Source organism: Streptomyces sp. C1-1, assembly GCF_050214755.1.
GTDB lineage: Bacteria > Actinomycetota > Actinomycetes > Streptomycetales > Streptomycetaceae > Streptomyces.
The window spans coordinates 5,302,127-5,316,249 of the sequence record NZ_CP189826.1; the positions used below are offsets into that span (position 1 = coordinate 5,302,127).

Genomic DNA, 14,123 nt, shown 5'->3' on the forward strand with positions numbered 1-14,123 from the left:
TGAGTCAAGAACAGAGGCCTGATCGTCGCTGCCCGTCATCCACCTCTGACCAAAGCCATTCCATCGAGTGACCGCTCCCCCATCCGGCTGACGGGGGCCGAGGGCCCAACTAGGGTGCGGCGCAAGCGTTCCGGCACTTGGCCCACCGGCATTGCGATGTCAGTGACGGGTGCCACAGTGGGGGAGTGACCAAAGCCAGGACAGCAGGGCATTCAGGACAGCTGGCGAGGGGGTGAGATCCGGTGGTGACCGGTACCGGCATGGGTGTGGAAGCGGGCGCGCAGGCCGCGCGCTCGAGGGCTCTCGCCGTGCTGCGCATCCGCGGCCGCGCGCTGGCCGTGGCGCTGCTGCCCGCGGCGGTCGCCGTGATCCTGCTCGCCGGCGACTCCACGGACCATCTCGTGGGCCCGTTCTGGCACGCCGCCCGCTGGGCGGTGACCCCCGTCGCCGTGGTCGTGCTGCTCGCCGCCGGAGTGATCGCCCTGGTCGTCGCCCGGGCCCGCCCGGCCGTGACCCCGACCGTCCCCGTCTCGGAGGACTCGGCGCCGGACCTGTACCGGATGGTGCGCGACCTCGCCGACCGCCTGGACGTGCCCGCTCCCTCCGCGATAGCGCTCACCCCGGACTGCGACAGCTGGCTTGAGGACCGCACCCACCCCTCCCACGGCCCGCCCGCGCACGAGAACCGCGACGAGATAGCGGGTGTCCGCACCGCGCACCGCCGGGCGGCCACGGCCCCCGTGCTGGTCATCGGCTCACCGTTCCTGTGGTGGATGCGCGTCGCCGAACTGCGCGCGGTCCTCGCCCCGGTCGTCGCCGGCACGGGCGCCTCGGCCCACCCGGACATAGCCGCCGCCCGCCGCTTCGTGCGCGGGCTGGACGCCGCGGTGGCCGTCGCCTCCGCACCCGCCCGCTGCCCGCTGACCCGAGGCGTCTGCGCCGGACTCGGCGCGGTCGCCCGCCTGCTGCTCCGCAGCTGCCGGGAGCATGCGGCGCTGATGGAACGCGGCGTCGCGGCCGCGGCGGCGGAGCGCGCACAGGCGGTGGACTACGGCCTGCGCATCGTCGCCCAGGAGCAGGTGGGCCTGGCCTACGCGGGCTGGGACCGCCTCCTGACCCGCGTGGCGCTGCCCGCGTGGCGGATGGGCCGCTGGCCGTCCCGGCTGGACGCGGGGGTGGTGTCGGCCCTGACGGAGCTGTCCCGCCGTGACCGCCTCGCCGAGGGGTTCGCCTCCCGCCTGGGCGAGCGCCCGGCCTGCGACCTGCTGGAGGAGCCCGGAGCGGTCGACGAGGCCGTCTCCCTCCTCGCCGCCCGGCTCTTCCACGGCGGCCCCGCGGAGACCGGCCCCGACTGGTCCCCGGTGGACTGGCAGGAGTACCCGGAGGAGGTCGTCGACCGCAAATGGCGCACGGACGCGGCCCGCCTCCACCGGGTCCTGGACACCCTGGGCGTCACCCGCTCCACGGACCCCGCGATCCCGGCCCCGGACGGCCCCACCCTGACCCGGATCCTGGCGCACCTCTCGAAACCCCCGCGGACCGAGGAGGCCGCGCCCAGGCTCCCCGCATCCCCCGAGGGCGAGGACGAGGCCGAGATCGAGAACGAACGGGCGGCCGCCCTCGCCGCGGCCCTCACCGCCCAGCTCGCCCGGGAGGAGGCCGCCCCCGCCCCCCGCACCACCGCCGCCGACCCCGCCCTCTGGGACGACACGGCCCTGCCCCTCTTCCCGCTCCAGCCGCCCCGCACGGCCCGTGAACTGCTCACCGACCACGTCACCGCGATGGTCTGCTGCGCCGCCATGGACACCGCCGGCGCGACCCCGGGCCTGGACTGGCTGGACGGTCCCACCCTGCTGATCGACGGCGACCGGGCCACCGATCTCACCCCTCGGGTCCTCAGCCTCGTGGAGGACGGCGATCCCGCCCCCCTGCGGGCCTGGCTGCGGGAGTCCGGCATACGCCCGGAGAAACCCGTACGACTCGTCTGACCCCGCCCTCCCCGTCGTACCGGAAGAAGCTGTTCCACTTTCGGCCAATTCGCAACGAACTGTGACCGCCTGCGTGCGTAATGTGATGTGCTGGGACCGATCGGGCACATGGCAAGGGCTTGCGGCACAGGACACGCGACCACGGGGGCACGAGGGAGGGGAGCGATCATGGCATCGGAGCGATCGGAACAGATCCGTCGCTGGGAGTCCGGAGCGCTGGCACACGCCGTCACCGATCCCTTCGGCCAGGGCCCCGTTCCCTGGCTGCGCGGAAACGTCACCTACTTCGACGACACCGGCCAGGTCGTCCCCTGGTACGTGGACGGCCAGGCCCACCCCCCGACGCCCGGCGCGCACCGGGTCCCGGGCCCCCGGAGCGCCGGCGGCCCACGCTCCGCCGACGACGTCCACCGCCAGATCAAGGGCTTCATCTCCACCGGCGCGGTCGCCCCGGGCCAGGCCGTCGACTTCCACATCACGGTCGACCCGCCCCAGGAGTTCGCCGTGGACATCTACCGCATAGGCCACTACGGCGGCGACGGCGCGGCCAAGATCACCACCAGCCCACGTCTCTCCGGCATCGTGCAGCCCCCGCCGCTCACCGCCGACCGCACGGTCTCCTGCCACCACTGGTGGCTGTCGTGGCGGCTGCAGATCCCGAGCCACTGGAGCATCGGGGCGTACGTGGCCGTCCTGACCACCGTCGACGGCTACCGCTCCCACATCCCCTTCACGGTCCGCGACAACCACCCCGCCGACCTGCTCCTCCTCCTGCCCGACGTGACCTGGCAGGCGTACAACCTCTACCCCGAGGACGGGCGCACCGGCGCCAGCCTGTACCACGCCTGGGACGAGCGGGGCCGGCTCCTCGGCGAGTCCGACGCGGCGACGACCGTCTCCTTCGACCGCCCGTACGCCGGCGCCGGCCTCCCCCTCCACGTGGGCCACGCCTACGACTTCATCCGCTTCGCCGAGCGCTACGGCTACGACCTCGCCTACGCCGACGTCCGCGACCTGCACGCGGGCCACGTCGACCCCACCCGCTACCGGGGTCTGGTCTTCCCCGGCCACGACGAGTACTGGTCGGCGAACATGCGCCGCACCGTCGAGATCGCCCGCGAGAACGGCACCTCCCTGGTCTTCCTCTCCGCCAACACCATGTACTGGCAGGTGGAGTTGGGGCCGTCCCCGTCCGGGGTGCCCGACCGCCTGCTGACCTGCCGAAAACGCAAGGGACCCGGCAGGCCCGTCCTGTGGCGGGAGATCGACCGCCCCGAGCAGCAAGTGGTCGGCATCCAGTACGCGGGCCGGGTCCCCGAGCCCCGTCCCCTGATCGTCCGCAACGCCGACCACTGGCTGTGGGAGGCGACCGGCGCGCACGAGGGCGACCCGATCGAGGGCCTGGTCGCGGGCGAGGCGGACCGCTACTTCCCGCGCACCCCGCTGCCCGACCACGAGGACCGCATCCTGCTGGCCCACTCCCCGTACACCGACTCCGAGGGCGTCCTGCGCCACCAGGAGACCTCGCTCTACCGCGCCCCCTCCGGGGCCCTGGTGTTCGCGTCCGGGACCTTCGCCTGGTCGCCCGCCCTGGACCGTCCGGGCCACGTCGACCCCCGCGTCCAGCGCGCCACCGCCAACCTCCTGGACCGCATCTGCAAACGTGACTGAGCTCACGTACGCCCACGTCACCGCCCTTTCCGAGTCCACCCCACCCATTGGGCGATCCCCGGCATACGGGAGAATCGACGCCTAGGACAGAACCACGGGGAGGAACCGTGTCCGGATTCGTAGAAAAGCCCGAGCCGATCCAGGTTCCGGGCCTGGTTCACCTCCACACCGGCAAGGTGCGCGAGCTCTACCAGAACGAGGACGGCGACCTCGTGATGGTCGCCAGTGACCGTATTTCCGCCTTCGACTGGGTGCTGCCGACCGAAATCACCGACAAGGGCCGCGTCCTGACCCAGCTGTCCCTGTGGTGGTTCGACCAGATCGCCGATCTGATCCCCAACCACGTGCTGAGCACCGAGCTGCCGGCCGGCGCCCCCGCCGACTGGGCCGGCCGGACGCTCGTGTGCAAGTCGCTGCGGATGGTCCCGGTGGAGGCGGTGGCCCGTGGCTACCTGACCGGTTCGGGCCTGCTGGAGTACAACGACTCCCGCACGGTCTGCGGCCTCGCCCTCCCCGAGGGCCTGGTCGACGGCAGCGAGCTGCCCGCGCCGATCTTCACCCCGGCCACCAAGGCCGAGGTCGGCGAGCACGACGAGAACGTCTCGTACGAGGAGGTCGCCCGCCGCGTCGGCGCCGACACCGCGGCCCAGCTGCGCCAGGCCACCCTCGCCGTCTACGGGCGCGGCCGGGACATCGCCCGGGACCGCGGCATCATCCTCGCCGACACCAAGTTCGAGTTCGGCTTCGACGGCGACACCCTGGTCCTCGCCGACGAGATCCTCACCCCGGACTCCTCCCGGTTCTGGCCGGCCGACCAGTGGCAGCCGGGCCGCGCGCAGCCGTCGTACGACAAGCAGTTCGTGCGGGACTGGCTGACTTCGCCGGAGTCCGGCTGGGACCGCAGGAGCGAGCAGCCTCCGCCGGCGCTGCCGCAGCAGGTCGTGGACGCGACGCGGGCGAAGTACATCGAGGCGTACGAGCGTCTGACGGGTACGAGCTGGAGCTGACCCCATGACGAAGGCCCCGGTCGGTCGACCGGGGCCTTCGGTGTGGAGCGGACGACGAGGCTCGAACTCGCGACCTCAACCTTGGCAAGGTTGCGCTCTACCAACTGAGCTACGTCCGCAGTGCGCCGTGGCGCGACGCCAACTATACCCAACCTCGCTCCCGTGCGAGTCGCACGGCCGCGTGACGGTTGTCCGCACCGAGCTTCGAGACGGCGGACGAGAGATAGTTGCGTACGGTCCCCTGCGACAGCGCGGCCCGCTCGGCGATCTCCGCGACGGGTGCCCCGTCGGCGGCCAGTTCCAGCACCTCGGCCTCTCGCGTGGTCAGCGGAGAATCCCCGGAGGCGATGGCGTCGGCGGCCAACTCGGGGTCCACGTAGCGCTGTCCGGAGTGCACGGTCCGGATGATCTCCGCGAGGCGCTGGGCGCTCACCGTCTTGGGGACGAAACCGCGCACCCCCGCCGCGAGGGCCCGCTTGAGATGCCCGGGCCGCCCGTGACCGGTCACGATCAGCACCCGGCAGCCGGGCAGTTCGGCCCGCAGGGATGTGGCCACCTTCACACCGTCGGCGCCCGGCATCTGCAGGTCCAGCACGGCGACGTCCGGCTCGTGCGCCCTCGCCATCGCCAGCGCCTCCGGCCCGCTCGCCGCCTCGGCGACGACCACGAGGTCGTCCTCCAGTGAGAGCAGCGCGGCCAGCGCACCCCGGATCAGGTGCTCGTCGTCGGCGAGCAGCAGCCGTACGGGACCGGTCATGCCGTGACCTCGCTCACACTCACGGGCACGTCGGCCACCACCCGGAACAGGTCTCCCCCGACCAGGCCGGCCTCCAGGGTCCCGCCCACCGCCGACAGCCGCTCCCGCAGTCCCGCCAGCCCCGAGCCGCCCGCACCCGCGGGAGCCGAGGCCCCGTCGTTCTCCACGGCCAGCACCACACGTCCTTCCTCCACCGTCAGCACGACCGAGCACCGTCTGGTGTCGCCGTGCCGCAGCACGTTCGTCGTCGCCTCGCGCACGACCCAGCCGAGCGCCGACTGCACCTCCGGAGCCAGTTCCGCGGCCGCTCCGCGCACCTCGCACTCGATCCCGGCCGCACTCAACACCCCTTGCGCACCGGTGAGTTCGATCCCCAGGTCGGCCTTGCGGTATCCCCGTACGACCTCCCGCACCTCCCGCTGCGACTCCTGGGCGATCCGCTGCACCTCGATCATCTGCTCGACGGCCTCGGGCCGTCCGCGCCGTGCCAGCTGCACCGCCAGCTCGCTCTTGAGCGCGATCACGGCCAGGTTCCGCCCGACCACGTCGTGCAGGTCGCGCCCGAACCGCAGCCGTTCCTCGGCGACGGCGAGCCGTGCCTCGACCTCGCGGGCCCGCTCCGCCTCCCACAGCACGGACAGGGTCCAGGCGCCGCAGCGGCCGGCGAGCAGCGAGAAGAGCGCGCCGAAGACGGTCAGGACCCCGATCATGAGAATCCCGGCGGGCTCGCGGTCGACCCAGCCGATGGCGGCCATCAGCACCACGGCGAGCGCGGCGGACCGGCGCAGGAACACCCCTATGGGCGCCACCAGCCCGTACAGCAGCCCGAAGGGCAGCAGCGCGGCGCCGGCGAAGAGCCGGACGGCCACCGGGTCGGCGCCGTCCAGCGAGGCCAGCACCAGGGTCAGGGCCAGCGCGAGGGCGAGCAGCACGGCGGCGGGGCGCAGCGCGCGGGGCGGTAGGGCGGCCCGGCCCAGGTAGTGGTCGAGCACGGGCCGGGTGCGCCGGTTGGCCTCGACGCACTGCAGGGCGCCGACGAGCAGCAGCAGACCGCCGACGACCAGCGGCGCCGGCCGCCGCGCCAGGGCGCCCACCAGGGGTAGCCCGAGCCAGGAGACGGAGAAGAGCCAGGTCGTGACGTACCAGGTGATCACGCTCTGCAGCTCGACCCGCTCGGCCTTGCTCCGCTCCCGCCAGTGGCGCCGCTGCCATCCCCGTATCCGCCCGAGCACCGCTCCCCCGTCCGTCAACGCCGGGGCTCCCACCGGAACCACCGCCGTACAGCAAACACCGCCGGTACGAGCCAGGCCAGTGCGATCGCCACGGAGGCCAGTGCCTCGGCGGCGCTCAGCCGGCCGGTGAACCCGCCGCTCACCAGCCGGATCGCGGGGGACAGCGGCAGCAGCGCGGCCACGGAGGCGAGCCGGTCCGGCAGGGCCTCGGCCGGGATCGCGATGCCCGAGCCCAGCATCGACACGAACACCAGCGGCAGCGCGGTGACCTGGGCACTCTCCACGGTCCGGGTGAAGGAGGCGGTGAGCGCGGCGAGCGCGGCGCACAGCACCAGACCCGCGAGGAGGCCGAGCACGGTCAGATACGGCGCCCGCGGTGCCGCCGCGTCGAGGAACAGCACGCAGCCGAGCGTCAGCACCAGTGACTGGGCGAGGCCGAGGCACGCGGCGGGCAGGGCGGTGCCGACGAGGATCTCGGTGTCGCCGAGCTCCCCGGTGCGCAGCCGTTTGAGGACGAGTTCCTCACGGCGGGCGACGAAGGCGCTCACCAGGGCGGTGTAGACGGAGAACAGGAACGAGAAGCCGATCGCCGCGGTCAGCATCACCGTGCCGGCGTTCAGCCCCGACCTCTCGAGATCCATCCCGTCGAGGGCGGGCCTGACGCTGAACGGCAGCGCCAGCGGCACCAGCAGCGCCGTGGCCACCGCGCTGCGGTTGCGCCCCAGCAGTGTCAGCTCCGCCCGGGCCAGGGCCCGCAGCCGCCGCCCGGCCGGAGCGAGGACCAGACCGTTCACGCCGCCACCCCCTGTTCCCGGGCGATCCCGAGGAACGCCTCCTCCAGCGAGGCCGACCGCACGTCGAGCCCCGGCAGCTCCACCCGCTCGCCCTGGGCCCACACCAGCAGCGCGGTGGCCGCCCGCTGCAGCTCCCGGGTCCGCAGCCGTACGACCCTGCCGTCCAGCTCGTGCCCGCACACTCCCAGCTCGCCGAGGGGTGGCAGGTCGCCCAGGAAGTAGCCGTCGGGCAGCCGGAAGGAGATGCGGGCCGGCTGGGCGGCGGTCACTTCGGCGGGTGTGCCGCTCGTCGCGATGCGTCCCTCGTGCAGGATCGCCAGCCGGTCGGCGAGCCCCTCGGCCTCCTCCAGGTAGTGCGTGGTCAGCAGCACCGTCGTACCCGCCTCGCGCAGGGCCCGTACCAACTCCCAGGTGTCCCGGCGTCCTTCGGCGTCGAGGCCGGTCGTCGGCTCGTCCAGGAACAGCACCTCGGGCTCGCCGAGCAGCGCGAGCGCCAGGTCCAGGCGGCGCCGTTCACCCCCGGACAACTGCTTCACGCGTACGCCGGTGCGTCCCGTGAGCCCGACCAGCTCCAGCGCCTCGGTCTCCGGCCGCGCCCCGCTCACGCATCCCGCCCACATCCGCGCCGTCTCGGCGACGGTCAGCTCGGAGGGAAACCCGCCCTCCTGCAGCATCACGCCGGTGCGGGGCCGTACGGCGGCCCGCTCCTCGTACGGGTCGTGCCCTAGTACCCGTACCCGGCCACCGGCCGGCCGTGCGAGCCCCTCCAGCAGTTCCACCGTCGACGTCTTGCCCGCGCCGTTGGTGCCGAGCAGTGCGAAGATCTCGCCGCGGTCCACGGAAAAGGTGATTCCGCGCACCGCCTCGAACCCGCCCCCGTACACACGCCGCAGGTCAGTGACCTCAATCACGTGTTCGTTCGTGTCCATGTCCCCAGCGTCCCGGCGCCGGGGACCGGTGAGCAGTGCGCGCTGTCATTGCTCGGCATGACAAATGTCAGACGGGGGTGGCCTTGTGGGGGCGCGGACATGAAAAAGCCCCTCGGCCGAAGCCGGGGGGCTTGTTTCCAGAGCGGACGACGAGGCTCGAACTCGCGACCTCAACCTTGGCAAGGTTGCGCTCTACCAACTGAGCTACGTCCGCATTGCCTCCGACCGGCTCCCACCGATCGGCGCGAGCACCAGCCTACCTGATCCACAACTGTGGTCCGGACCGGCGGTGCAGAGCGGGTGACAGGAATTGCACACTGCGCCTTCCCCCTGGAAGGGGGATGTTCTGCTACTGAACTACACCCGCATGTACTCCGTGAGGTCGGCCTTTCGGCCTTGCCCCTCGGCGTGCTCCAGACTCTAGCCGACCCGGAGGGGTGCAGCGCAAGTCGGTTCTCCCGAGGGGCGGCTGACCGGCCGTCGGTCCGGGGGCCGATCCCCGCGCTACTGGGCCTCGCCGAACGCCTCGTAGACCTTCTTGGGGATACGCCCGCGGGCGGGGACGTCCATCTTGTTGGCCTGCGCCCAGGCCCGGACGGCGGCGGGATCGGGGGCGACCTCGGTCTGCCGGTAGATCTTGCCCGACTTCGACCGCTTGCGGCCGGCCTCCACGTAGGGCTCGAGCGCCTTACGCAGTTTCTCGGCATTGGCTTGATTCAGGTCGATCTCGTACGACTTGCCGTCGAGTCCGAAGGCGATCGTTTCCGCCGCTTCCGAGCCGTCGATGTCGTCAAAGAGAGTGACCACGACCTTCTGCGCCACGAATATCGGTCCCTTCATTCGGCACGTGCCAAATTATTTGTACAGTGCCCGGCAAAGCATTGTGAAGCCCGACTAAATCCTTTGGCGTGTCCGAGCGCAATAGGTACCGGGTGCGGATCCCGGAAATTTTGGTGAACAAGACGCCGCGCGGCCGATCGTGACCGTGGTCACGTAGATTCCTACAAGTCGACGCGCGTAGAAATTTCGTGCAGGTAGTCTGAAGACGCCTGTCGGAGACACCTTCAGGAACCTGCTCAGCACCACACCATCGGGAGTGCCAGTGGCACGCGTCGTAGTCGACGTCATGCTCAAGCCGGAGATCCTCGACCCCCAGGGCCAGGCGGTCCAGCGCGCACTGCCGCGACTGGGTTTCGAAGGCATCTCCGATGTACGTCAGGGAAAGCGATTCGAACTGGAAGTTGACGGCCCGGTCGACGAGGCCACGCTCGCCCGCATCCACGATCTTGCGGAATCCTTCCTGGCCAACACCGTGATCGAGAACTTCACCGTACGGATCGAGGAAGTCGCGGAGGCCGCGAAGTGACCGCTCGTATTGGCGTCGTCACTTTCCCGGGCAGCCTCGACGACCGGGACACCCAGCGCGCGATCCGCCTCGCGGGCGCCGAACCGGTCGCCCTCTGGCACAAGGACAAGGACCTCCACCAGGTGGACGCGATCGTCCTCCCGGGTGGTTTCTCCTACGGCGACTATCTGCGGGCCGGCGCCATCTCCCGCTTCTCGCCGGTGATGGAGACGGTCATCGAGCAGGCGAAGGCCGGGCTGCCGGTCCTCGGCATCTGCAACGGCTTCCAGATCCTCACCGAGGCCCACCTCCTGCCGGGCGGCATGCTCGGCAACGACCACCTGCACTTCATCTGCCGCGACCAGAAGCTGCGGGTGGAGAACGCGGAGACGGCCTGGACGGTGGACTACGAGGCGGGCCAGGAGATCCACATCCCGCTGAAGAACATGGACGGCCGCTACGTGGCCGACGAGTACACCCTTGACATGCTCGAGGCCGAGGGCCGCGTCGCCTTCCGGTACGTGGTCCATGGCGAAGCCACTGATGGATGCGGCAACCCCAACGGCTCGCTCCGCGACATCGCGGGCATCACCAACGAGGCCGGGAACGTCGTAGGCCTGATGCCGCACCCGGAGCACGCCACCGAGCCGCTGATCGGCACGGGCCGTACCGACGGCCTCCCCTTCTTCACCTCGATCCTCAAGAAGCTGGTCAACGCATGAGCAGGACGCCTCTGGACACGGTCGAGAACGCGGCCGCGACCCCCGACGTCGAGCTGCCCTGGGCCGAACTCGGCCTGAAGAAGGACGAGTACGAGCGGGTGGTGGAGATCCTCGGCCGCCGCCCGACCGGCGCCGAGCTCGCCATGTACTCCGTCATGTGGTCCGAGCACTGCTCGTACAAATCCTCCAAGGTCCATCTGCGCCAGTTCGGCGAGAAGGCCCCGCAGTCCGACGCGCTGCTCGTCGGCATCGGCGAGAACGCCGGTGTGGTCGACGTCGGCCAGGGCTACGCGGTCACCTTCAAGGTCGAGTCGCACAACCACCCGTCGTACGTCGAGCCCTACCAGGGCGCGGCCACCGGCGTCGGCGGCATCGTGCGCGACATCATCGCGATGGGCGCCCGCCCGGTCGCGGTCGTGGACCCGCTGCGCTTCGGCGCCGCCGACCACCCCGACACCAAGCGCGTCCTGCCGGGCGTCGTCGCGGGCATCGGCGGCTACGGCAACTGCCTGGGCCTGCCGAACATCGGCGGCGAGGTCGTCTTCGACGCCTGCTACCAGGGCAACCCGCTGGTCAACGCCGGTGCCATCGGCGTGATGCGGCACGAGGACATCCACCTCGCGAAGGCGTCCGGCGCGGGCAACAAGGTCATCCTGTACGGGGCCCGGACCGGCGGCGACGGCATCGGCGGCGCGTCGATCCTCGCCTCCGAGACCTTCGACGACGCCAAGCCGTCGAAGCGCCCCGCGGTCCAGGTCGGTGACCCCTTCCAGGAGAAGCTCCTCATCGAGTGCACCCTGGAGGCCTTCAAGGAGAAGCTGGTCGTCGGCATCCAGGACCTCGGCGCCGCCGGTCTGTCCTGCGCCACCTCCGAGCTCGCCTCCAACGGCTCCGGCGGCATGCGCGTCACCCTGGACGACGTACCGCTGCGCGACTCCACGCTCTCGCCCGAGGAGATCCTCATGAGCGAGTCGCAGGAACGCATGTGCGCGGTCGTGGAGCCGGAGAAGGTCGAGCGGTTCCTGGAGATCTGCGACAAGTGGGACGTCATCGCCACCGTCATCGGTGAGGTGACCGACGGCGACCGTCTGGAGATCTACTGGCACGGCGGCAAGATCGTCGACGTCGACCCGCGCACCGTCGCCCACGACGGCCCGGTCTACGAGCGCCCGTACGCGCGCCCGTCCTGGCAGGACGAGCTGCAGGCCGACGACGCGGGCAAGCTTCCCCGGCCCGCGACCTCGCAGGAGCTGAAGGACCAGGTCCTGAAGCTGGTGGCCTCCCCCAACCAGGCCTCCAAGAAGTGGATCACCTCGCAGTACGACCACTTCGTGCAGGGCAACACGGTGCTGGCCCAGCCCGAGGACTCGGGCATGATCCGCATCGACGAGGAGAGCGGTCTCGGCGTCGCCATCGCGACCGACGGCAACGGCCGGTACGCCAAGCTCGACCCGTACACCGGTGCCCAGCTGGCGCTCGCGGAGGCGTACCGCAACGTCGCCACCACCGGTGCCAAGCCGCTCGCCGTCTCCGACTGCCTGAACTTCGGCTCGCCCGAGGACCCGGCCGTCATGTGGCAGTTCGCCGAGGCCATCCGCGGTCTCGCCGACGGCTGCCTGCAGCTCGGCACCCCGGTGACCGGCGGCAACGTCTCGCTCTACAACCAGACGGGCGAGGCCGCCATCCACCCGACCCCCGTGGTCGCGGTCCTCGGTGTGATCGACGACGTGGCCCGCCGCACGCCGGTCGCCTTCCAGGAGGAGGGGCAGCTGCTCTACCTCCTCGGCGACACGCGTGAGGAGTTCGGCGGCTCGGCCTGGTCGCAGGTCGTCCACGACCACCTCGGCGGCCTGCCCCCGAAGGTCGACCTGGAGCGGGAGCGGCTGCTCGGCGAGATCCTGATCTCCGCCAGCCGCGACGGCATGATCGACTCGGCGCACGACCTGTCCGACGGCGGCCTGATCCAGGCGGTCGTGGAGTCGGCGCTGCTCGGCGGCAAGGGCGCGCGTCTGGTCGTACCGGACGGGCTGGACGCCTTCACGTTCCTCTTCTCCGAGTCGGCGGGACGCGCGGTCGTCGCCGTGCCGCGCTCCGAGGAGGTCCGCTTCAACGACATGTGCGGCGCCCGCGGGCTGCCCGTGACCCGCATCGGTGTCGTCGACGGCGCGACGGTGGAGCTCCAGGGCGAGTTCGAGCTCTCCCTCGAGGAGCTGCGCCGGGCGCACGAGGAGACCATCCCCGCGCTGCTGAAGTAGGCGCTCGTACGACGCCGAAGGCCCCGCCCGTGACGAACGGGCGGGGCCTTCGGCCGTGTCCGGGCCGGCCCGTCCGGCCGCTCTAGGCTGACCCCATGTCACCGGCCAGGAAACGCGCCCGTACGTACGACTCAGCCAAGATCCGCAAGGCCGTGGCGGCGCAGTTCGACCACGTCCGCGAAGCCGTCCGCACGCTCGGCCCCGAGCAACTCGCCCTGCCCACCCGGCTCGGCGACTGGTCCGTGCGGGAACTGGTCGCGCACATCGGCATGTGCGTCGACGTCGTCCCCCGTCTCGTCGACCGGCCCGAGCCGCCCAGAGCGGAGATCACGCTGCTGGACTGGGCGTTCGGCACCGCCGCGAACGCCTCGCTGCTGTCCGAGGCCGTCCACGAGCTCGCCCGGCGCGACCCCGACTCGGACGCCTCCCTGACCGCCGTCGCCGAGCGCCTGGCCGGCCCGCTCGCCGAGACGCCCGACGGCCGCGTCCTCGCCTTCCGCACGGGCGCCATCACCCTCGCCGACCTGCTGGTCACCCGCACCGTCGAACTCGTCGTCCACACCGACGACCTGAACGCCGCGGTGCCGGGGCTGGAGGTGCCGTACGACCGGCAGGCCCTCGCCGCCTGCACCCGGCTGCTCGCGGACGCCCTCGCCGCGAAGGCGCCCGGCGGCTCCACCGAGGTGCGCGTCCCGCCGTACGCCGTGGTGCAGTGCGTCGAGGGGCCCCGGCACACCCGCGGCACCCCGCCCAACGTCGTCGAGACCGACCCGCTGACCTGGATCCGGCTGGCCACCGGGCGGCTGGCCTGGACGGACGCGCTCCGGGACGCCAAGGTCAGCGCGAGCGGGGAGCGGGCGGACCTCGGCGGGCTGCTGCCCGTGCTGAGCTGAGCCGGAACCGGGTGCCCGTCCCTCCCGTCCCATCCCCATGGACACACAGCGACTCACCCTCGCCGTCCTGACAGTGGTGCCGCTCATGGTGGCGTGCGGCAGCGGGAAGGCGGACGGGGGCAGCGGCTCGGTGGCCGTCGAACGGCCCGTCACCGGCGTCGACTGGAGCGTGCGGGACATCACCGTGAACGGCACGACCACCGCCGCGCACGGCAGCCCGTACCTCGCCTTCGACGCGAAGACCCACAAGGCGGGCGGCCGGCTCGGCTGCAATCACGTCAACGCCACGGCGACCGTACGCGCCGGACACATCACGCTCGGCCGAGCGATGACCACCCGAATGATGTGCGACGCCTCACTCATGCAGACCGAACGAGCCCTGCTGGGCCTGTTCAACCACACGGTCGGCTACCGAGTCGATCACGACACCCTCACGCTGACCAGCGCAAACGGCATGACGGTCCGGGCCGTCGTCCGGCGATGATCCACTACTGACGAGTAACCCCAATTCGGACCAGTGGTCGATCTCG

At 71.5% G+C, this 14,123-nt stretch carries 13 protein-coding genes and 3 tRNA genes; 8 read left to right on the forward strand and 8 right to left on the reverse strand.

Annotation, left to right across the window (positions count from 1 at the left end; translation table 11 throughout):
* Positions 1-260 precede the first annotated feature (260 nt).
* The 3 genes from ACQF4J_RS24250 to ACQF4J_RS24260 all read left to right on the forward strand — a co-directional run bounded on the left by ACQF4J_RS24250 (position 261) and on the right by ACQF4J_RS24260 (position 4,666).
* The gene (locus ACQF4J_RS24250) at positions 261-1,988 is read left to right on the forward strand and encodes a hypothetical protein (RefSeq protein ID WP_427168610.1); all 1,728 of its coding nucleotides are present in this window, start codon (positions 261-263) and stop codon (positions 1,986-1,988) included.
* A gap of 168 nt (positions 1,989-2,156) precedes the next feature.
* Positions 2,157-3,659 carry a N,N-dimethylformamidase beta subunit family domain-containing protein gene (locus ACQF4J_RS24255; protein WP_427166794.1) on the forward strand — a complete coding sequence of 501 codons (1,503 nt, stop codon included), beginning with the start codon at positions 2,157-2,159 and terminating at the stop codon, positions 3,657-3,659.
* A 107-nt stretch (positions 3,660-3,766) separates the two neighbouring features.
* Complete coding sequence (locus ACQF4J_RS24260; RefSeq protein WP_351563558.1) at positions 3,767-4,666, forward strand: phosphoribosylaminoimidazolesuccinocarboxamide synthase; 900 nt, start codon at positions 3,767-3,769, stop codon at positions 4,664-4,666.
* Positions 4,667-4,709: 43 nt separating this feature from the next.
* On the opposite strand, the gene ACQF4J_RS24265 is transcribed toward ACQF4J_RS24260, so the two are convergent.
* The 8 genes from ACQF4J_RS24265 to ACQF4J_RS24300 all read right to left on the reverse strand — a co-directional run bounded on the left by ACQF4J_RS24265 (position 4,710) and on the right by ACQF4J_RS24300 (position 9,200).
* A tRNA-Gly gene (locus tag ACQF4J_RS24265) sits at positions 4,710-4,785 on the reverse strand.
* Between the two features lie 23 nt (positions 4,786-4,808).
* On the reverse strand, positions 4,809-5,423 hold the full coding sequence (locus tag ACQF4J_RS24270; RefSeq protein WP_351802151.1) for a response regulator transcription factor: 615 nt from the start codon (positions 5,421-5,423) through the stop codon (positions 4,809-4,811).
* On the reverse strand, positions 5,420-6,673 hold the full coding sequence (locus tag ACQF4J_RS24275; RefSeq protein ID WP_427166795.1) for a sensor histidine kinase: 1,254 nt from the start codon (positions 6,671-6,673) through the stop codon (positions 5,420-5,422). The genes ACQF4J_RS24270 and ACQF4J_RS24275 overlap by 4 nt, the downstream gene beginning before the upstream one ends.
* Positions 6,670-7,449 (reverse strand): ABC transporter permease, encoded by a 780-nt coding sequence (locus tag ACQF4J_RS24280; RefSeq protein ID WP_351563564.1) that lies wholly within the window; start codon positions 7,447-7,449, stop codon positions 6,670-6,672. Before ACQF4J_RS24280 ends, ACQF4J_RS24275 begins: the two co-directional genes overlap by 4 nt.
* Positions 7,446-8,378, reverse strand: coding sequence for an ABC transporter ATP-binding protein (locus ACQF4J_RS24285; protein WP_351563566.1), 933 nt, complete (start codon positions 8,376-8,378; stop codon positions 7,446-7,448). Before ACQF4J_RS24285 ends, ACQF4J_RS24280 begins: the two co-directional genes overlap by 4 nt.
* Positions 8,379-8,519: 141 nt before the next feature.
* A tRNA-Gly gene (locus ACQF4J_RS24290) sits at positions 8,520-8,592 on the reverse strand.
* Positions 8,593-8,673: 81 nt separating this feature from the next.
* A tRNA-Gly gene (locus ACQF4J_RS24295) sits at positions 8,674-8,745 on the reverse strand.
* Positions 8,746-8,882: 137 nt separating this feature from the next.
* Positions 8,883-9,200, reverse strand: a complete 318-nt coding sequence (locus tag ACQF4J_RS24300) for a histone-like nucleoid-structuring protein Lsr2 (protein ID WP_351563568.1) — start codon at positions 9,198-9,200, stop codon at positions 8,883-8,885.
* Between the two features lie 280 nt (positions 9,201-9,480).
* On the opposite strand from ACQF4J_RS24300, the gene purS reads away from it, so the two are divergent.
* The 5 genes from purS to ACQF4J_RS24325 all read left to right on the forward strand — a co-directional run bounded on the left by purS (position 9,481) and on the right by ACQF4J_RS24325 (position 14,077).
* Positions 9,481-9,744, forward strand: a complete 264-nt coding sequence (purS, locus tag ACQF4J_RS24305) for a phosphoribosylformylglycinamidine synthase subunit PurS (protein ID WP_351563570.1) — start codon at positions 9,481-9,483, stop codon at positions 9,742-9,744.
* Positions 9,741-10,445, forward strand: coding sequence for a phosphoribosylformylglycinamidine synthase subunit PurQ (purQ, locus tag ACQF4J_RS24310; protein ID WP_351563572.1), 705 nt, complete (start codon positions 9,741-9,743; stop codon positions 10,443-10,445). Before purS ends, purQ begins: the two co-directional genes overlap by 4 nt.
* Positions 10,442-12,700, forward strand: coding sequence for a phosphoribosylformylglycinamidine synthase subunit PurL (purL, locus tag ACQF4J_RS24315; RefSeq protein WP_351563574.1), 2,259 nt, complete (start codon positions 10,442-10,444; stop codon positions 12,698-12,700). Before purQ ends, purL begins: the two co-directional genes overlap by 4 nt.
* A gap of 95 nt (positions 12,701-12,795) precedes the next feature.
* Positions 12,796-13,593 (forward strand): maleylpyruvate isomerase family mycothiol-dependent enzyme, encoded by a 798-nt coding sequence (locus ACQF4J_RS24320; protein WP_351563576.1) that lies wholly within the window; start codon positions 12,796-12,798, stop codon positions 13,591-13,593.
* Positions 13,594-13,630: 37 nt separating this feature from the next.
* Positions 13,631-14,077, forward strand: a complete 447-nt coding sequence (locus ACQF4J_RS24325; protein WP_351802147.1) for an META domain-containing protein — start codon at positions 13,631-13,633, stop codon at positions 14,075-14,077.
* The last annotated feature ends 46 nt before the right edge of the window (positions 14,078-14,123 follow it).